We start from the raw sequence: 19,050 nt of genomic DNA on the forward strand, positions 1-19,050 counted from the left end.
ATATATAGGCACTCATATCGAACATATAAACGACTTATCCGGTCTTGCGGAATTATTCCGGTGCATAACGCGTGACGACCGATACCACCACGTTCGGCGATCCGGTACCGTTCCATCACCGGCACATCGCCCTCGAGAACCGGGACGACGTTCACGGGTGTCTCGACTCGCTCGAGGCGCTGCTCTCGACGCTCGATCTCGGCTCGAACGACCTCGCCGTGTTCGTCGGCGATCTGGTGCGAAAGGGACCGGAGAGCAAGGCCGTCCTCGACCGCATCAGACGGTCGCCGCGGCTCGTTTCGGTCCGCGGAAACAACGAACAGAAACTGATCGACGGCGAGGCCTCGCTGCCGGCGCTCGACGCGGTCGACCTCCAGTATCTGGAGTCGTTGCCGGCCGCGATTTCCTGGGACGACGGACTCGTCGTCCACGGCGGAGTCGATCCGGACCGGCCGCTGTCGGCCCACACTGAAGACGACGTGTTGACGATGCGGTCGCCGAACGGGGACGGCTACGACGGCCCGTTCTGGTTCGAGACGTACGAGGGACCGCCGCGGGTCTTTTTCGGCCACACAGTCCTCGAGGAGCCGTTCGAGCGAGAGTGGACGGTCGGCCTCGATACCGGCTGTGTTTACGGCGGCACCGTAACAGCCTACGACGTCTGCGGGGAACGATTCCTGAGCGTCCCAGGGAACGATCACCTGGGGCAGCCTTCGGAAAAATCGTCGCGCTCGATCGCTGATACGGGAAATCTCGAATGAACGAACGAGACTCGACGGAGACTGACGATTCACCTGCAGGATCGGACGACCACGGAGACATCCCATCAGCCGGCGACGAGACAGCGTTCGCGTTCCAGTCGGAAACGACGAACGAATCGGAGTCCGGAGAACGCGCGGCCGATGCCGAACGGGCTTCGAAGGGAGCCAAACTCGAGGGGGCGGAGACGGAGGCCGACGGGAATCGATCACGTCCGTCCGACGAACCCGACGCCCGCGGACCGGCCACTGACACCGACGCAGACGCTGCAGATCCCGCGGAGGAGTCCCGCGCTGACGCTGCGGTCGAACCGGCCGGTGGGGACGGGACAGCGGACGACGGTGAGGCCGCCCCGATGGACGCGGTAGCGGAATGGGGGCGGACCGACAACCCAGCCATCGTCGCGGACGACTCGACGGCGGACGCGTCGACCGTCGACCTCTCCGATCCATCGTACTACCTGCATCGAGAGCTCAGCGAACTCGTGTTCCAGTGTCGCGTCCTCCACGAACTGTCCGGCGGCGACAGTCCGCTCTTAGAGCGCGTGAGGTTTCTCGCGATCGTCACAACGAATCTGGACGAGTTCTTTCGCAAGCGCGTCGGCGGGCTGAAACAGGGGATCGCGGCCGGCGTGACCGAGAAAACGCCCGACGGATGCACGCCGCACGAACAGTGGAAAGCAGTGCTCGAGGTGGCCCGGCCGTTGCTCGAGCGCCAGGCCGAGCGGGCTCGCGACGGCGAGAAAGCTCGCATCGTCGCCAAGATGAACCGCCTCGAGGATCCCGAAATCGTCCGCGAACTGTACGAAGCGTCGATCGCCGGCGTCGACACTCGAGCGACGAATCGCCAACCGACAGTCACGAGATATTCATGCGATCCGCCCGCCAGGATGGGCGGTCCGGTAGCTGGGAGTGACGCCGACGAACTCGCTTAGTTCCAGGCCGGGCCTCGGTGGATACGGGATTGTGGGCCCCGTCACCCTCGCTGTTGGGACTCGGTGATCACGTTTCAGTTGGCTCCGGCGAGTGTTCGAACCGATTCGAATCGCTCGCGGGCAGAACGTAGTTCGAAGCCGGTTTCTGGTCCTACTCGAGCCACTGCGAGCGAGCCGGTACGAGCCGTTCGTACGGAGGCATTCGCACCGATACTGACCGCTCAATATTACAATTAGCAGTGACTTTGTAGGTGTCGTTGCTGTGTTCGGGTACGCGACCTGTTACCCGAAACTATGAACGGATCCACCGGCGGTTACGACGATCGGTCCACCCGACAGCGACTGGCTGCGGCCACGCAGTATTCGAGCGACGAAATCGATCTGGAGTCGGTCGTCGTTCGGTACGAGAACCGACCCGACCGATGCACGATCGTGCCACGAGAGTGCCCTGAGACCGATCGGGTGACCACGTGGCTAACGGCGGACGTTCGGACGTTCGTCGATCTAGAAGACGTTCGGTAATCGAACGCTGTGGTGCGATCGAGTGCCGTGCTGGAGTGAGTGATACGGACTGCTGTACGTCAGTTCTGGAGTAACCACGACCGTCCTCGTGGTTGCTCCGGTACATTGGTACAGCAGACCGTATGAGCTGTCGTCGACTCGGACGGCTAGCCGACGGATCGAACGGCCGAGTTCCGGGAGCCGAACTCCGCTCGATCAGATCCGATAGTGGACGCCACATACTTGTGCGAATCTATATATAGATATGTTTGTGAACAGTTATCGACAGAGGTATACGAAATGGTTGGCACCAAAAATAACCAAAATGCCGGTATTGAGCCCATTTTTCTGCCGATCTGCACCTCTCTATAGTCTAGTGGATTTATATTGTTGCAGTTGAAAGCCGCCCGCATGGAGACGCGAAAGGTGCAGGTGACAGGCGGATCGACGTTCACGGTCTCGCTGCCCAAGACCTGGGCGACCGACAACGACGTCAGTAGCGGAACGACCGTCGAATTCTACCCGGAGGAGGACGAACTCCTCTTGACACCCGAACGCGAAACGCGACGACAGGAAGGCACGCTCGACGTCTCGGGCCTCGAGGACGAGCAACTGAAGCGAGCTGTGATGACGATGTACGTCAGCGGCTTCGACATCATCAGACTCGAAGCCGGCCGCATCACGACCGAGCAGCGAAGTGCGATCCGTAATGCGACTCAGCGCCTCGTCGGCGTCGAAGTTCTCGAGGAAACCAGCGGCAGTGTGGTCATCCAGGACCTCCTCGATTCATCGGAACTATCAATCGTCGACACAGTTACCCGGATGCGACTGATCGCACAATCCATGCTCGAGGACGCGGTCACCGCGCTGATCGAGAACGACGACGATATCGCGAACGACGTTATCGAACGCGACGACGACGTCGACCGCCTCTGGCTGGTCGTCTCGCGAATCTTCCGCGCCACGCTCCGGTCGCCTCGTGCCGTCGAGGAACTCGGCGTCTCCCGCGAGGACTGCTTCGACTTCCACTCGAGTGCCCGACAGCTCGAGCGGATCGCCGACCACGCCGTCAAGATCAGCGATATCGCGCTTAAACTCGACGGGCTCTCGGCGGACGTCGCCGACGCCATCCACAGCCTCCACGCGGAAGCGGCGACCATTTTCGAGCAATCGATGGACGCACTGTTCGCCGACGATACCGACGAGGCAAACCGACTCGGCCACGACGCCCTCGCAGCCGTCCTCGAGATCGACGAATACACCCGAAAAATCGACGACAGGCTCCGCGAACTCGAGCCCGCACAGGCCCAATCGCTCGGACTCATCGTCGACTCGCTGTCGAGAAGCGCCGACTACGATGGCAACGTCGCCGAGACGGCGTTGCAAAAGGCCACACCGCGGCCGTAACCGACGACAAAATAATCATTGGTTTGAGTAGTTTCTTCGTCGTTGTCCGCTATGGACGTCGAGAGAACGCACAGACGTTCTGTACTGGGACCTCGTTCAGGAATATCGCAGCGTCGCTCGCTTCGGCGGTTCGTCGACCGTCGCGGATGGACCCCGCTACGTCGGAACCAGAGACAAAGATCGCTACGCGATTGACATCTCGGATGGTTCGAGGCGCTGGACTTACGACGCCGAGTACCCCCTATCGGGGTCAGTCGCGGTGGCCGACGGGGTACTCGTGTCCGGCGACGACGACGGCAATATCGTCGTACTCGTGGAGCCGTAGCTCGCGAACGGAGCCGGAACTCGACGATTCGAGTACGAAACTGTGAGCGAAGTTGCGTTATTCGACGAGAACGGCGTTGACCTGTCCGGTCTGACCGGGACGGGACGTGACTCGAGCTTTTCCTTCCGACGTTTCGATGACGGCACCCTTCGTAATGATGTTCCGTCGCACGTAGTTCGGGTTCGCGTCGTTCTCCACGACGTCTTCGATGTCCGCAGTCACCGTTTCGCCGTCCTTGTTCACGCTCGCGACGTTCGTCGCGAGTGCGCGCGTCTTCGTTCCGTTGCCCCGGATGTCGACGGTCCGGAATCGCGGCTCGCCGACCTGCGTCTCGGTTGGCAGCCGACCGAGTTCGTCCTTTCGGCGCTTTCGAACGTTCTTCAGTCGTCCACCGGTTCGCTTCCGGGTAGAGCGTCCCTGATCTTGCATACCCGGTAAAAAACCCGGCGCATACTTGAATGCACTGCTACGAGAGTGGACGGCTCGGTCAGGGACTAACGGGCTCGAGAGGGCGTTCCTGTCACGATGGCACCGTCACTCGGTCGCAATTTGACCGACCGAACCCGCGTTCCCACTGAATCGGTCGTCGGCTCGCTCGCACCGGTCGCTCACGGTCTCGACGAACGCGTTTCCGAGACAGTTGAGTCGCCACGCATCGCTCTCGGTGCAATTCCGCGGGTGTCTCACCGCCGACCGAGTTTCAAACCGTCATTCGTCGGGAACCAGACAGTACGCGTGACCCGCTTGCTCAAGCACGGTCTCCTCTTCCTCGTCGTAATAGTTCGAAAAAACGCCGCGCTCGGCGTAATAGATTCGGCCGTCACGGGGGATCGCGCCGCTCGTGACGTGGCCGCGGTTTTCGACCCGCCAGCGGCGCTCGCCAGTCGCTCTGTCGAGCGCGTAGAGGTAGGTATCGTAGGAACCGACGAGGATCGTCTCAGCGGTCGCGGTGATCGAGCCGATGACGTGGCCGCCGACGTCTGTCGCCCACAGGACGTCGCCAGTAGCTGTATCGAGCGCCCGAACGTAGTGGTCGTCACCGCCGACGTAGACGATTCCCGAGTCGGGATCGATCGCCGGGTTCGACATGACGACGTCACCGGTGTCGATCGACCACTCCTCGTTCCCGTCCGCGAGATCGAGCCGGTAGAACCGGCCGTCCCAGGAACCGACGAACGCCGCACCGTCGTACACGGGGATCGTTCCCTTGATCTGAGCACCGAGTCGGAATTCCCCGTCGGCCATCACGTCGCCGTCGGGGCCGTCCTCGCCGCCCGCCTGGAACGACCAGGCGAACTCGAGCGAAGGGAACTCCCAGCAATAGACGACGCCGTCGTTCGAGCCGGTGACGAGCCGGCCGGCCTCGCAGTCGATCGCGGGCGAGGGATGGGGCATCCCCCAGAGGCGGTCGTCGCTCCAGGTCGGATTCCCGGTCGCGGCGTCGACTTCCCACAGCACGCCGCTAGCCGGGTTCTTGTGTTCGGTGAGGAAATAGAGCCGGCCGTCGACGTACGCGGGGCTCGAGCCGATCGCGATCGAGCCGCCAAACTCGAGGCGCCGAGTATGCCAGACCAGATCGCCGGTGGCGATTTCGAAGGCGTACAGCTCCCCGTCGTAGCCGCCGATATAGGCGGTGTCGTCGACGATCGTCGGCGTCCCGTGAAATCCGAGACTGCGGCCGGCGCCCGTCTCGAGGCGCCAGCGGTGTTCGCCGGTCGGCCTGACGGCGTGGATCACCCCCGTGTCGCTCGCGATGAGGATTATCTCACCGTCCGGCGTCGGTCGGGGCGTCGATTTAGCCGCAGTGTGGCCGATGTGGTTGAGCGGGAACGACCAGTCGACCCGCACTGACGATGGGACGACCTCGTCGGGATAGTAGCCGTAGCGGCGCAGTCCGCGTCGAAACATCGAAACATCGTCGTCCATCGGAAGCGGTGCGTACCCGTCAGTAGTCGTCCCAGTCGCTTCGACGGAGCCACAGTTCGGCGGTGATCGGTACTGCTGCCCGGTACAGCCAGCGAGACCGACGGTTCCGGCCGAACCGGCGGTACGGAGCAGCGCTCGCCTGCTCACACGGGTACCGGCGACGGTCCGATCCTCCGCGTCGGAGCACGCACCCCGCGATCCTCGATCGGATTCGCGTTCGTGGTGGTCGGCGGCTAGCTCGTGCACAGTCGTCCCTACTCCTGTTGGGCGTCGACGACCGCGACGCCGGCCAGATTGACGATGTCTTTGACCTCATCGCCGCGCTGGAGGACGTGGACCGGCTTGTCCATTCCGACGAGCATCGGCCCGATCGCGTCCGCGCCGCCGAGTCGCTGAAGCAGTTTGTAGCCGATGTTCCCCGATTCGAGGTTTGGGAAGACCAGCACGTTCGCAGGTTCTTCGAGGTCGGAGAAGCCGTAGGTCCCCTCGAGAATGTCCTCGACGACGGCGGTGTCGGCCTGCATCTCGCCGTCGACGGAGAAGTCAACTTCGGGGTCGTCCTGCAACATGGTGGCCGCCTTCCGTGGCTTTCGGGTCCCCTCGTTGTCGACGCTGCCGAAGTTCGAGTACGAGAGCAAGGCGGCGCGAGGTTCGACGTTGAACCGGCGTGCGAGTTTCCCCGTCTGTTTGGTAACTTCGGCGAGGACGTCCTCGTCGGGGGCCTGGTTGACGGTCGCGTCGGCGACGAAGATCACACGATTCTTGAACGTGAGCATGTAGACGCCCGCCGCGTAGTCTACGTCCTCGTCGGTTCCGATCACTTGCAGCGGCGGCCGAAGCGCCGAGGGGTAGTGGTGGGACAGTCCCGTAAGCATCGCGTCGGCGTCACCGCGTTCGACCATCACGCTCCCGAAGTAATTCGTATCGCGTTCGATGAGTTCGCCGGCCTCGCTCCGCGTAATTCCCTTGCGGGCGCGGAGTTTGTGCAGCCGATCGGCGTACTCTTCGTAGTCGCCGACGGACGGATCGGCGACGGTCGGTTCGAAGTCGAGACCGAGGTTCGCGGCCGTTCCCTTGATATCGTCCTCGTCGCCGATGAGGACCGGCAGGGCGATCCCCTGCTCCTGGATCTGATAGGCCGCCCGAATCATCTTCTCGTTTTCGCCCTCCGCGAGCGCGACCGTCTGCGGGTCTGTTTTGGCTTTGTTGAGGACGACGCGCATCATCTCGCGGGACTTGCCCAGCCGCGCCTCGAGTTGTTCTTCGTACTCCTCGGTGTCGATGTCGGTGCGGGCGGCGCCAGACTTCATCGCGGCCTCGGCGATCGACGGCGCGACCCGGAAGAGGACGCGGGGGTCGACCGGCTTCGGGATGATGTAGTCGGGGCCGTACTGGATCGGCTCGTCGCCGTAGGCCTTGACGACCGCGTCGGGGACGTCCTGACGGGCGAGTTCGGCCAGCGCTTCGGCGCAGGCAACCTTCATGTTCTCGTTGATTTCGGTGGCGCGCACGTCGAGTGCGCCGCGGAAGATGAACGGAAAGCCGAGAACGTTGTTGACCTGATTGGGGTAATCGGAGCGCCCGGTAGCCATGATGACGGTGTCGTCGCGGGCCTCTTTGGCCGTCTCATAGTCGATTTCCGGATCCGGGTTCGCCATCGCGAAGACGATTGGATCCGATGCCATGGACTGGACCATCTCTTCGGAGACGATGCCGCCGATCGAGAGGCCGACGAACACGTCCGCACCGTTCATCGCGTCGGCGAGGTCGCCTTCGGGAACGTTGCGGGCGAACTGTCGCTTGTACTCGTTTACCTCACCCCGTCGCGCACGCTTGTCGGTGATGATCCCCGTGGAATCACACATCGTGATGTTCTCTTTTCTGCACCCGAGCGAGACGTAGAACTGCGCCGTCGCGATGGCGCTCGCACCGGCACCCGAGAAGACGATCTCGAGATCCTCGAGGTCTTTTTCCGCGATGTCGGCGGCGTTGAGCAGCGCCGCACCGGAGATGATGGCCGTCCCGTGTTGGTCGTCGTGGAAGACCGGAATGTCGATTTCCTCGCGGAGGCGCTCCTCGACGGTGAAACACTCGGGCGCTTTGATGTCCTCTAGGTTGACGCCGCCGAAGGTCGGCTCCATCATCTTGACGGCTTCGACGAGTTTGTTGGGGTCAGCTTCGTCGAGTTCGATGTCGAAGACGTCGATGTCTGCGAAGCGCTTGAACAGGACACCCTTCCCCTCCATGACCGGCTTTGAAGCCTGTGCGCCGATGTCCCCCAGGCCGAGGACGGCCGACCCGTTCGAGACGACGCCAACGAGGTTCCCTTTCGCCGTATACGTGTAGGCCTCGGTCTCGTCCTCGTCGATCTCGAGACACGGCGCGGCGACACCCGGCGAGTACGCGAGTGACAGGTCACGTTGCGTGTTCGTCGGTTTCGTCGTCGATATCTCTATTTTTCCCGGCGGGTCTGTCCGATGGTACTCCAGTGAATCCTCGTCTAATCCCATACTGGGGACACTGTGGGGGACTACTAAAAACAATACGAAGGGGAGTTTCGACGGCTGTCGAGGGCGATGGGCGACACAGCGTGTGGACCACCCCCGCGAGCAGACATGTCGATTCGACCGTTTTATACGCAGGGCACATGTGAGGTGGGGTATGGACGTCGCGCTTGGTGGGACCTTCGACCCCGTTCACGATGGCCACAGACGGCTATTCGAACGGGCATTCGAACTCGGAGATGTGACCGTCGGGTTGACCAGCGACGAACTCGCGCCGAAGACACGCGCCGTCGAACGACGAGTGAGATCGTACGAGGACCGGAAACGGGACCTCGAGACCGAACTCGAAGCGATCGCGACCGAGTACGACCGCGACTTCCAGGTTCGAAAACTCGAGAAGCCGACGGGGATCGCGACCGAACCGCAGTTCGACTACCTCGTCGTCTCGCCGGAAACCCGCGAGGGAGGCACCCGAATCAACGAAATCCGAGACGAGCGCGGCCACGATCCGTTGGAAGTCGTTGTCGTCCCGCACCTCCGCGCCGACGACGGCGACATCATTTCGAGTACCCGAATCGTCAACGGGGAAATCGACGAACACGGGAACATCGTCGACGAGTGAGCCGCGGCGAACCAGTACCAGTCTGCTGGAGAATTCCGTGGTTCGAGACTGGTATCAGCCACGTTTAGCTACCGCATTTGGTGATTTCCGATGGTGGGATAATGTTTTGTTCGCATTCTTACGCCGAATCAGTACGGCACTGTCGCGTGAAACGGTCACTCGTACGTGACTGTTACCAGCGCGGGGGCTCGAGACCGGCGGACTCAAGCAACCCCTTCCATCGGGATTGAATCGAGAGCCGAGAGACGTTGGCGGCGTCGGCCACTGCACCTTGTGTGCGGCCATCACCGGCGACGAGCGAGCCGGCGTAGACGCTCGCGGCGAGGACCGCTCGCTTGGACCGATCGGACGACGGGACGTCGGCGAGGAAGAGATCGGCCGCGGTCGATTGCGCGTCCGACGATAGCTCGAGCCGATCCGCGATGGCCTCCAGTTCCTCGAGCCACGATTCGTGTTCGACGCGGTCCCGCGCGCTATACATACCGTTAGGTATCGGATCAGTCAAGATAAAACTACGGTCGTGACGATGCGCGGAATCGAGCCAATCGGTCGGATCGTCTCGCGGTCGCAAATATGGTACTACCGCGGGCAACATTCTACTACGGATATTTCGGTAAATCGGCTGTTCTCCGCGGATTTCACTAGGAGACAACTACTAAACCGCCGGAGACTCGAAAGGGCAGGCGGCGCGGTCGACCGATGTCGGTTCGCACCCCATATGAAAGAGCCAACATGTAAACTCGTCTGTACCGGTTGCGGCCTCGAGATGCCGTACCGGGAGCGGTCCTTGGCCGAACAGGCCGCCGAATTACATCAGCTACGCGACTCCGAGCACGTGACGTTCATCGTTCCGCCCGATTGGTCACCAGAAGAGCCGGTGAAACACAGTTAGTGCGGACCGACAGGTTCATACCCGAATCGGGAAAACTCGGGGATGCGCGCGGGTAGCCAAGCCAGGCCAACGGCGCAGCGCTTAGGACGCTGTCCCGTAGGGGTCCGCCGGTTCGAATCCGGTCCCGCGCATTCTCCGCGAACAAAATTGAAGACGAATGGGAGTCGAAGCCCGGAGAAGGTGAGTCAGTTCACAAAGTAGTTGAACACTCGGAAAATCCATGCGATTGTTCCCAGCTACTATTTGTGTGTCAATAGAAGACATACCATCAGTAGAATCAATTGGTCACTCAGATATAATCAACCATGCACATGGACAGCGACCGGTTGCAGGGAGAGTTCATGGATGTCGTCTACACGGACCCTGCCCGCGACGACGTGGACTACTACGTCGACCGCGCTACGGCAGTCGAGGGATCGGTGCTCGAGTTAGGTTGTGGCACCGGCCAGATTTACCACGAACTACTCGAAGCGGGCGTCGACGCCGACGGTATCGACATCTCAGTGGACTCACTTGCCGTCCTTCGGAAGAAAGCCAAAGAGAAGGGGCTCGAACCGAGCGTCTGGCAGGCGGACATGACCGAGTTCAGTGTCGATAGGGAGTATGCCCTCGTCACGTGCCCGTTCAACGCCATCCAGCAACTGATACTGGCCGAACAGCAGCAGTCACTCTTCGAGTCGGTGTACGATGCGCTCGCACCCGGCGGGACGTTCGTCTTCGATACGTTCGTCCCCAACCTCGAGTACATCGCCGAGATGTGGGGCGAGTGGCAACAGCGGACGATCGAGTTCCAGGGGGAACCCGTCGAGTTCCACACCTGCACCCGTATGGTCGACGAGGTGACTCAGGAGTACGTCTCTGAAAAGAAAGCTATCACGAAGGACGGTGAACAGTTGTTTTCCACCGAAGAGCAGTCGACGCTGCTTCCTTACCGTGAAATCGAGTTGCTTGTACGCCTGTCGTCATTTGAATCCTGGAACGTGACCGGCGACTACACCGACGAGCCACTGGCCAACGGGCACTCGACACAGGTCTGGACGCTCGAACGGACGCCAACGTGTGACTGAGTGCCATGATTTATTGCCTACGTTAGCTGAAGCTGATCGCTGATGAGGCGTTCGTATCGGAATTTCGGTAATTGTTCTTGTAGGGAGGAGTGTCACGCGCGGATACAAACCGCTGTCAGCACTTCTGCCAGTCACTACTCACGTTCGCCGCCTCGTATCGAAAAAGGAGCGAATAGTTATTGGGTAAAATGCGGCCAGTCTTTTTCAGGGATCAGCTCCGTTGAACCGCAGCAGCCACACTTTGCAGGTGCTTCGTACTGGTGGCCGTTATCGGTTCGTTCGGAAACCGTGCCGACGTGCACCGTTTGGCAGGCCGTGCAAACGTATTTTCTCGGGAGTTCTGGAGCGTGAGCCATGTATATGGTACCCGTGCTAACAATATATAACTCGGGTGCAAATCTCACATGGAATATCTGATATAATCGATGCCGACACGCTGACACCCACATCAATGCGTTCCACATCTCTTTATTATATGAAATCAATCACCTATCGTGTTCTCCATGCGCCGTCGCCAGGTTCTTGTGGTCGGTTCCACAGCAGCTGTCGGCCTCGCCGGCTGCACGACGGTTCGGGACCGTCTCGGAGACGTCCGCCGTAATCCTCCGGACCGCCGTGTCGATTCCGACTGGGACCCCGAGCAAGGAACGTGGGGTGAACTACTCCGCCCTACCGCGCTCGGGCCTCCCCGGCCCTCGCTTGTTGCGGACGGAGCTTCCTGTTTCTGTGTCGGAACGTGCAGGAACAGATCCCACAGCGGTTCCAGACTCCGCAGGCTACTTCCCTTCACGGGTGGTTCGGAGTGTCCCACTCCTACCGGTTCGACACTCGGCCACAACCGACGATGCACGCTTGTTGTCGCGTTTGAACACCGCCGGAAGCGTGGTGAGCATCTTACTTTCACCTTCGACCTAAGTGATAATAAGAGTACCGATTCACGCGAAAACAAGCGTGCGGGCGCTGTATCCCCTCCCTGCTCGCGCCTTCGGCGCTCGCTGAGGAAGGGGGCTTAGCGCCCTCAATTACAGCTAAACGAGATTATGGACTCCAGAAACGCCGACACAGTCCTCACGCAACGCCACCATGGACCGAGCCTGACATCGACTGGCAGCACGAACTCGACTATTCGCTCGGCGATGGCTGGCTCGTCGTCGCCGATGACACGGTGTACGGTGGTGTGGTCGACGCTGAAACCGATGGGAACGATCAGGATGCGGCTCCCGGAGCCGTCCCGATGGTCTTTCGTCGCGGCCGCAGTGTGAATTCGGTACTCGGACCCGACGCAGACGTCTTCGAACGCGACTGCGGGAACGAGGACGACTGAGGGAACCGATGGGGGTGGAGGACGGGAGGACCTGGCGGGATCGATTGCATATCCTGACGAGAGTGGCGGGGTGGCCCGACGGAATTCTTTCGACGTTGTGAGCCGATACGTGTCGAGAGACGATGGTAATCGGTCTCAAGTCAGTTCACTTCGCATACCCGGCCACTCGGACACCCAGAGGCGTGTTGCAGTAGGGGGAACCGGGTCACGAGGTGTCGCGGCCGCCGCCGAGAGAAATCAACGGGGCGAATACGGGCTCCAGAGCAGTAGTGTACCGATCAGCCTTCGGTCTCGAATTGAACCCGGTAACAACCAGAGAGTATCGAAAGACACACGTCAGACGTCCCACAACGCTTATTCGAACAGGAACAGGTTGTAGTATTAATGGCCGGCTTAGACGACGTGTTTGGGGATCTCTATACGGATGTGGACGCTGTCGTGCTCTTTTCGCCGAGCGGGTCGTACTACGAGCGGTTTACGTCCATCGACGACATCGACGTGATCGTCGTCGGAACGGAAAACGCCGTGGGCGCGGAGACGTTCGTCGAGCTTCCCCTCGCGTTCGAGGAGGTCACCGAACGGATCCGATTCGGGCTCGAGGGGGCGCTTGATCAAAGCCTGATCGAAGACGGCGACGAACTGGCCTGTGCGACGAGCATCTTCAGCGACGGAATCGACACGGTGTCCCGCGTCCGAGCGGACGCAGAGACCCAGACCGGGATCTACGACCTGTTCGTCAAGTCCCGCGCCGAACCGGAGGTCATCAAAGCGGTCCTCGAGTTGGCGATCGAACTGGGTCAGAAAGGACAGAAAGGGAAGCCAGTCGGGGCGCTGTTCGTCGTCGGCGACGCGGGAAAAGTGATGAACAAGTCGCGGCCGCTCTCGTACAACCCCTTCGAGAAGTCCCACGTTCACGTCGGCGATCCGATTGTGAACGTCATGTTAAAGGAGTTCTCGCGCCTCGACGGCGCGTTCGTCATTTCGGACGCGGGCAAAATCGTCTCGGCGTATCGCTACCTCGAGCCGTCTGCGGAAGGGGTCGACATTCCGAAGGGGCTCGGTGCGCGACACATGGCTGGCGGTGCGATTACGCGCGATACCAACGCGATTTCGATCGTCTTGTCGGAGAGCGACGGTCTCGTTCGGGCGTTCAAGGCCGGTGAAATTATTCTGGAGGTCGATCCGGAGGCGTACTGATATGGTAGACTGGCAGGTGCTCGTCGACGAACCAGCGATCATAGCGGCGGCGGTGCTGGCGCTCGGCTTCGTCGTCGGCTATCTCGTCGGCCGGCTCAACGAAGAGTTGCTGTCGGCGTCCGGGGTGCCGGAAGCCGTCGAGGGGACTCCGTTCGAGCGAACCGCCCAGTCGATCGGCACGTCCACGGTCGAAATCGTGGCACGGCTGAGTTCGTGGTTCATCTACGGGATCGCGGTTCTCACGGCGATCCACATCGCGCAGTTACTCGATACGGACGCCTTCTGGCTCCGGGTCACAGAGTTCATTCCGCAGCTTTTCATCGCTGTCCTCGTCCTCATCATCGGCTTTATCATCGCGGACAAGTCCGAACTCATAGTCAGCGAGTATCTGCGCGGAGTCAAGCTCCCCGACGTGTTGATCATCCCGAAACTAGTCAAGTACTCCGTACTCTACGTCACCTTCATCATCGCGCTGGGCCAGATCGGCGTCCACGTCCTGGCCCTTCTGATCCTCCTGACGGTGTACGCCGTCGGGGTCGTCATCGTCGGGACGGTGGCGTTCAAGGAATTCCTCGTCTCGAGTGCGGCCGGGATCTACTTGTTGCTCAACCAGCCCTACGGGATCGGCGACGAAGTCCGGATCGGCGACCAGACGGGTATCGTCCAGGACGTCGATCTGTTCGTCACCAAGATCGAAGACGATTCGGAGGAGTTCATCGTTCCGAATCGGCGGGTCTTCGAGGATGGGGTCGTTCGGATTCGGGACTAACGTGTGTTCCGGACGATTCGATCACGAACGGGGCTCCGGAAGCATCTACCCTGATCGAGTTTCGACACGGAGGGCGCGACCCAGCGTGACGTCGACGGTAATCGAGGTTACTCGAGCGATAATCCGGCGTGCCAGCGAACGACGCCGGCCTCGCGCTTGACGGCGTCCATCCGTACCAGCAGATGCGTTGCGAGCGTGGCGGTTTCCGCAGCTCGCGACTCCCCCTCGGTCCTGAACTCGCCGGTTTTACGGTTCGCGTAGACGGTACAGACCGCGCCGGCGCGGAGTCCGTACAGGCTCGCGAGCGTCAGAATCGCGCTCGCCTCCATCTCGATGTTCTTGACGTTCGCCGCTTCGAGATCAGCGACCAGGTCGTCCGAACCGGCAGCTTCGAATCCGTCGAATCCGGGCCGGCCCTGGCCCGCGTAGAACGAATCGGCACTCATCGTGACACCAGTGTGGTAGTCGTAGCCGAGTCGCTCGGCAGCAGCGACCAGCGCGGAGACGACCTCGTAATCCGCCGCGGCCGGATAGTCTTCGCGGACGTACTCGTCGCTCGTCCCCTCCTGGCGAACCGCACCGGTCGTGATGACGAGATCGCCGACCGCTATCTCGGGCTGGATCGCCCCGCAGGAGCCGACTCGAATGAAGGTCTCGACGCCTACGCGGGCCAGTTCCTCGAGCGCGATCGCGGCCGACGGACCGCCGATACCGGTCGAGGTGACCGAAATCGGCGTTCCCTCGTAACTGCCCGTGGCCGTCCGGTACTCTCGGTGGTGAGCCCGGATCTCGTGGTCGTCCCAGTCGGCGACGATCGTCTCGAGGCGGTCCGGATTTCCCGGCAGGAGAACGGTGTCTGCGACGTCGTCGGGGCCGACCTCGAGGTGGTACTGTACGTCGGTGTTCGGGTCTTCGCTGTCGCGAGCCATCGGTTACCGCCGGTTCGATTCGTCACCGTATATAAATGCGGGGCCCGTGTAGGACGCGTATGACACGGGGAACGCTCGCGGACACCTACGTCGCCGCCATTCAGCACGACCTGGTCGACCTGCCCGCGGACGCGACCCGCGTCGGCGTCGTGCGGCGACCGACGTCGTGGTTTCACGCGGCGGTCGACGAGAACCGACCCGAACTCGGCCCGCCCGAACCGCTGCTCGAGTCGATGCGCGACTGCGAGGAGGAGATGAAGATGCAAGGACTTTGTGAAGAGGGAGCGCACAACGCCGCCTGGGATCAGGTCGGGTTCGAGGAGGCGTACCGGGAGTACCTCGGGACGGAAGATGCACGGGCAGCACTCGCGGCGCTCGACGACCGACTGGCGTCCGGCGAATCGCTGGCGCTGGTCTGCTACGAGAACACCGAGAAAAAACGGTGTCACCGGACGATTCTCCGAGAGGTTCTCGAGGAAACCGGGTGACGAATGTGGCCGGTGGTCGCACAGACCTCGAGCAGGATGTTCGCACCAATTTCGAATGCGCGACGGCCGTCTCGGGACCCAGGAATCACGTATGGAAGAACCAAGAGAACGGCGGGACGGACCGCGTCCACGGAGGACGAAACCGTGACCCGACCGAGTGAAGACGCGCCCGCAGACGGTGACGCCACCGGCGACGAGGAGTCGGCCGACCGCGGATCACCGGCGGACGCGTTCGCCGCGCTCAGCGATCCGCTTCGGGTCACCATCCTCCGGGAACTGAGCGCTCACCACCGGACAGCCGGCGAGGACGCCGTCGGATTCGCCGATCTGCGCCGACGAGTCGGTGTCAGGGATTCCGGTCGGTTTCGGTACCACCTCAACGAACTCCGCGATCGATTCGTCGAAAAGACCGAGGGGGGGTACCAACTCACCCACGCCGGCATTCAGGTGGTGGCCGCGATCCTCGCGGGGACCTACACCGACGACGTGTCGATGGGTCCGACCGAACTCGACAGCGAATGTTCGGACTGCGGTCGACCGGCGATCGCGACGTGCGAGGACGGCCGCTGTCGCGTCACCTGTGCCAGCGACCACGCCCTCTTCCAGTGGAGCGTCCCCCCGAATGCCACCGCCGATGCGACGCTCCCGGAAATCGTCGATCTCGCCTGTTCCTTCAACTCAATCCCGTCCTCCAGCTGAAGGGGATCGCACAGCTCGCCGGACACGTTCCTGTTTTCCTCCGGTACCGGTTCCGACTGCCGGACCCGGACCGGTTCGAGCAGCGGGGCGACTACCGACTGCCGGTCGAGGGGGAGTGGACGGTCGTCAATGGTGGGCCGACCCGCGAATCCTCACACTCGTGGGGGATGCTCGCCCAGCGGTACGCCTACGATCTGGTCGTGACCGACGAGCGGGGGCGATCCCACGAGGGAAGCGGCGAGAGTCCGGCAGCGTATCACTGTTTCGGCGAGCCAGTCGTGGCACCCGCCGACGGCACGGTCGTCACGGCCGGAGACGGCCACCGCGATTATCACCGGGCCGGCGGCTGGCTAGATCCGCGCCAGCGCGACCCGCGGGGGAACTACGTAACGATCGAACACGAATCCGGCGAGTACAGTCTCCTCGCACACCTACAGGAGGACAGCCTCGAGGTCTCCCGGGGAGACCGCGTCGAGCGCGGAGAACGTATCGCCCGGTGTGGACACTCCGGCAATTCGACGGAGCCACACCTTCACTTTCAGCTTCAGGATCACGCCTCGTTCTTCCGCTCGATGGGGCTTCCAGTCCACTTCTCGAGCATATGCATCCAGAATTCCGACGGGAAGAAACGGTCGCACGAGCGAGCCTACATTTCTGCGGGCCAGCGAGTCGCATCCACGGAGTGATCGATGACCCGTTCCGGCAGGTCTCGGGGAGTCGTTGCTCGTGCGAGACGCTACTCGAGCGTCTCTTGCGTGATGGTGTTCGGGAGTAATTCGCCGAGCGTATACTCGGTGATGTCGTCGCTGCCTTCGTCACAGATGACCACCAGTTCGTCGTCACAGAACTCCCTCAGCGTCTGTCGGCACATGCCGCAGGGAGTGACGCCGTCGCGCCGGCCGGAACTGACAGCGAGGCGTGAGAATTCGCGGTGGCCGTTCTTGACCGCCTCCGCGACCGCGACCTCCTCGGCGTGGAGGCTATTGCTGAAGTTCGCGTTCTCGAGGTTGCAGCCGACGAACACGTCACCGTCTTCGGTCTCGAGGGCTGCACCGACCGTATAGCCGGAGTATGGGACGTGGGCGCGGTCCTGGATGTCGCGAGCGGCGGCGATCAAGTCGTCCATGACGACCGGTTGGTGCGCCGGCTACCAAAGAAGTTGGGTCGAGAGATTGGAACAGCGGCCCAAAGACCTCAGTAGCTACCAGATAGCAAAGAACATCGACCGTTCATCGATTTTCCGTGATCGCCGTTTCGACGACTGTGCGCGCATCGCCGACGAGTTCGTCGACGGTATCGCTCTCGGCGTAGAGTCGAACGTACGGTTCCGTGCCACTCGGCCGAACGAGTAACCACGAGGCGTCGTCGAACTCGAGGCGGACGCCGTAATCCGTATCGACCGCCGCCTCCGGGAACGCGTTCGGGAGCGCCACCTCGAGGGCGGCCATGGATTCGGATTTCGCGTCGTCTGGGCATTCGACGCTGACCTTTCGGTACGGTCGTTCGGTAACCGGCGCACGGAGCGTTTCGGTGTCCCCGGCCTCGGCGACGAGCGTGGCGACGACCGCGGCGCTGACCACGCCGTCTATCCAGCCGCCGAACGCGGTGTGGATTTGTTTCCAGGGTTCGGCGGCGAAGACGATCTCGGTGCTTTCGCCGGCGAGGTCTCGTTCGCGGGCGATCCCCTCGTGGAGCGCACCCAGTCGGACGCGTTCGACGCGACCGCCGGCCGCACGGACGCGCTCGTCGATGCGGGCCGAGGCGTTGGGAGTCGTGACGACGACCGGATCGCCGGCAGTGCTGGTGGCCGTGTAGCGGGCGGCGACCACCGCGAGGATCGTATCTTCGTGGATCACGTCGCCGTCGGGACCGAGGACGACGAGTCGGTCGGCGTCACCGTCGTGAGCGAGGCCGAGATCGAACGTCCCCTCCGCGAGGAACGCGGAGAATTCGGAGAGCGTCTCCGGAGTGGGTTTGCTCTCGCGACCGGGGAAGTGTCCGTCGACGGAGGCGTTGACCGCGACGACCGACGCGCCGAGACGCTCCAGGACCTGCGGCGTCGCGAGCCCGCCCATTCCGTTTCCGCAGTCGACGGCGATCCGAGCCCCTTCGAGGAGATTATTTGGGGTCGACGTCTCGGTCTCGGTCCCCGCGTCTCGAGGGTGAAACTGCTCGCGAACGTACGACACGACGGCCTCACGGTATCGGTCGAGCACGGGGAGTCGCTCGGCGGCGCCCCATTCGTCCCAGCTGGCGAGCCGCGAGTCGTCGGTCGCGACGCGGTCGTCGATGGTCCGCTCGGCGTCGGCGTCGTACTCGACACCGTCTACGAAGAGTTTGATGCCGTTGTCCGCGGGGGGATTGTGGCTCGCCGTGAGCATGACCCCGCGTCGGCCCCGCGAGGCGAACGCGAGTGCGGGCGTCGGCACCTGGCCGACGCGGCGAACGTCGGCCCCGACGCTCTCGAGGCCGGCTTCCACGGCTGCCGCGAGCGCTGAGCCCGTTTCCCGCCCGTCGCGGCCGATCACGTACGTTTCCCCGGATTCGCCGGCGGCCTGGCCGACCGAGAGCGCCAACGACGGCGTCACCTCCTCGATCGGACCGCGAATTCCTGCCGTCCCAAAAAGCGTCATATACATCCGTTCCGCGAGGAGGTACTTAGCAACACTGCCCGGGCCCCTATCGACGAACGCGGTCGCCGAACCCG

General features: G+C 62.3%; 20 protein-coding genes and 1 tRNA gene. 14 read left to right on the top strand and 7 right to left on the bottom strand.

Annotated elements, in window-relative coordinates; all coding sequences use genetic code 11:
- The first annotated feature begins 71 nt into the window (after positions 1-71).
- The 5 genes from NJU76_RS01330 (at position 72) to NJU76_RS26945 (ending at position 3,926) form a co-directional block, all read left to right on the top strand.
- Entirely contained in the window at positions 72-761 is a 690-nt protein-coding gene (locus tag NJU76_RS01330) for a metallophosphoesterase family protein (RefSeq protein WP_254531014.1), read from the top strand.
- On the top strand, positions 758-1,693 hold the full coding sequence (locus NJU76_RS01335; protein WP_254531015.1) for a hypothetical protein: 936 nt from the start codon (positions 758-760) through the stop codon (positions 1,691-1,693). The genes NJU76_RS01330 and NJU76_RS01335 overlap by 4 nt, the downstream gene beginning before the upstream one ends.
- Before the next feature lie 294 nt (positions 1,694-1,987).
- Positions 1,988-2,215 carry a DUF7511 domain-containing protein gene (locus NJU76_RS01340; protein ID WP_254531016.1) on the top strand — a complete coding sequence of 76 codons (228 nt, stop codon included), beginning with the start codon at positions 1,988-1,990 and terminating at the stop codon, positions 2,213-2,215.
- A gap of 390 nt (positions 2,216-2,605) precedes the next feature.
- Positions 2,606-3,601 (top strand): phosphate uptake regulator PhoU, encoded by a 996-nt coding sequence (locus NJU76_RS01345; protein ID WP_254531017.1) that lies wholly within the window; start codon positions 2,606-2,608, stop codon positions 3,599-3,601.
- 79 nt (positions 3,602-3,680) lie between these two features.
- Positions 3,681-3,926 (top strand): outer membrane protein assembly factor BamB family protein, encoded by a 246-nt coding sequence (locus NJU76_RS26945; RefSeq protein WP_425604306.1) that lies wholly within the window; start codon positions 3,681-3,683, stop codon positions 3,924-3,926.
- 57 nt (positions 3,927-3,983) lie between these two features.
- Here NJU76_RS26945 and NJU76_RS01350 read toward each other — a convergent pair whose 3' ends face one another.
- From NJU76_RS01350 to NJU76_RS01360, 3 genes are all read right to left on the bottom strand, one after another.
- On the bottom strand, positions 3,984-4,355 hold the full coding sequence (locus NJU76_RS01350; RefSeq protein ID WP_254531018.1) for a 30S ribosomal protein S8e: 372 nt from the start codon (positions 4,353-4,355) through the stop codon (positions 3,984-3,986).
- 279 nt (positions 4,356-4,634) lie between these two features.
- Positions 4,635-5,999 (bottom strand): outer membrane protein assembly factor BamB family protein, encoded by a 1,365-nt coding sequence (locus tag NJU76_RS01355; protein ID WP_254532535.1) that lies wholly within the window; start codon positions 5,997-5,999, stop codon positions 4,635-4,637.
- A gap of 107 nt (positions 6,000-6,106) precedes the next feature.
- Positions 6,107-8,362, bottom strand: coding sequence for an NADP-dependent malic enzyme (locus NJU76_RS01360; RefSeq protein ID WP_254531019.1), 2,256 nt, complete (start codon positions 8,360-8,362; stop codon positions 6,107-6,109).
- A 151-nt stretch (positions 8,363-8,513) separates the two neighbouring features.
- Here NJU76_RS01360 and NJU76_RS01365 point away from each other — a divergent pair, with 151 nt between their 5' ends.
- Complete coding sequence (locus NJU76_RS01365) at positions 8,514-8,978, top strand: phosphopantetheine adenylyltransferase (protein ID WP_254531020.1); 465 nt, start codon at positions 8,514-8,516, stop codon at positions 8,976-8,978.
- Between the two features lie 172 nt (positions 8,979-9,150).
- On the opposite strand, the gene NJU76_RS01370 is transcribed toward NJU76_RS01365, so the two are convergent.
- Positions 9,151-9,459, bottom strand: coding sequence for a cyclin family protein (locus tag NJU76_RS01370; RefSeq protein ID WP_254531021.1), 309 nt, complete (start codon positions 9,457-9,459; stop codon positions 9,151-9,153).
- Between the two features lie 457 nt (positions 9,460-9,916).
- Here NJU76_RS01370 and NJU76_RS01375 point away from each other — a divergent pair.
- The 5 genes from NJU76_RS01375 (at position 9,917) to NJU76_RS01400 (ending at position 14,227) form a co-directional block, all read left to right on the top strand.
- Positions 9,917-10,001, top strand: a tRNA-Leu gene (locus tag NJU76_RS01375).
- A gap of 174 nt (positions 10,002-10,175) precedes the next feature.
- Positions 10,176-10,937: a class I SAM-dependent methyltransferase gene (locus tag NJU76_RS01380; protein ID WP_254531022.1), complete on the top strand. Its 762-nt coding sequence runs from the start codon at positions 10,176-10,178 to the stop codon at positions 10,935-10,937.
- A 1,177-nt stretch (positions 10,938-12,114) separates the two neighbouring features.
- Positions 12,115-12,261 carry a hypothetical protein gene (locus tag NJU76_RS01390; RefSeq protein WP_254531024.1) on the top strand — a complete coding sequence of 49 codons (147 nt, stop codon included), beginning with the start codon at positions 12,115-12,117 and terminating at the stop codon, positions 12,259-12,261.
- Between the two features lie 384 nt (positions 12,262-12,645).
- Entirely contained in the window at positions 12,646-13,458 is an 813-nt protein-coding gene (dacZ, locus tag NJU76_RS01395; protein ID WP_254531025.1) for a diadenylate cyclase DacZ, read from the top strand.
- Position 13,459: 1 nt separating this feature from the next.
- Positions 13,460-14,227 (top strand): mechanosensitive ion channel domain-containing protein, encoded by a 768-nt coding sequence (locus NJU76_RS01400; protein ID WP_254531026.1) that lies wholly within the window; start codon positions 13,460-13,462, stop codon positions 14,225-14,227.
- Positions 14,228-14,334: 107 nt separating this feature from the next.
- Here the strand turns inward: NJU76_RS01400 and NJU76_RS01405 are convergent, their stop codons facing one another.
- The gene (locus tag NJU76_RS01405) at positions 14,335-15,156 is read right to left on the bottom strand and encodes a nucleoside phosphorylase (protein WP_254531027.1); all 822 of its coding nucleotides are present in this window, start codon (positions 15,154-15,156) and stop codon (positions 14,335-14,337) included.
- A gap of 59 nt (positions 15,157-15,215) precedes the next feature.
- On the opposite strand from NJU76_RS01405, the gene NJU76_RS01410 reads away from it, so the two are divergent.
- The 3 genes from NJU76_RS01410 (at position 15,216) to NJU76_RS01420 (ending at position 17,029) form a co-directional block, all read left to right on the top strand.
- Positions 15,216-15,644 carry a DUF488 family protein, N3 subclade gene (locus NJU76_RS01410; protein WP_254531028.1) on the top strand — a complete coding sequence of 143 codons (429 nt, stop codon included), beginning with the start codon at positions 15,216-15,218 and terminating at the stop codon, positions 15,642-15,644.
- A gap of 144 nt (positions 15,645-15,788) precedes the next feature.
- Complete coding sequence (locus NJU76_RS01415; protein ID WP_254531029.1) at positions 15,789-16,343, top strand: winged helix-turn-helix domain-containing protein; 555 nt, start codon at positions 15,789-15,791, stop codon at positions 16,341-16,343.
- The gene (locus NJU76_RS01420; RefSeq protein WP_254531030.1) at positions 16,250-17,029 is read left to right on the top strand and encodes a M23 family metallopeptidase; all 780 of its coding nucleotides are present in this window, start codon (positions 16,250-16,252) and stop codon (positions 17,027-17,029) included. The genes NJU76_RS01415 and NJU76_RS01420 overlap by 94 nt, the downstream gene beginning before the upstream one ends.
- Before the next feature lie 50 nt (positions 17,030-17,079).
- Here NJU76_RS01420 and cdd read toward each other — a convergent pair whose 3' ends face one another.
- Together cdd and NJU76_RS01430 are read right to left on the bottom strand one after the other, a co-directional pair.
- A complete protein-coding gene (gene cdd / locus NJU76_RS01425; RefSeq protein ID WP_254531031.1) occupies positions 17,080-17,469 on the bottom strand; it encodes a cytidine deaminase in 390 nt (129 codons plus the stop codon).
- A 103-nt stretch (positions 17,470-17,572) separates the two neighbouring features.
- The gene (locus NJU76_RS01430; protein ID WP_254531032.1) at positions 17,573-18,976 is read right to left on the bottom strand and encodes a phosphohexomutase domain-containing protein; all 1,404 of its coding nucleotides are present in this window, start codon (positions 18,974-18,976) and stop codon (positions 17,573-17,575) included.
- Positions 18,977-19,050: the final 74 nt, after the last annotated feature.

This window comes from Natrinema gelatinilyticum (assembly GCF_024266705.1).
Taxonomy (GTDB): Archaea; Halobacteriota; Halobacteria; order Halobacteriales; family Natrialbaceae; genus Natrinema; species Natrinema gelatinilyticum.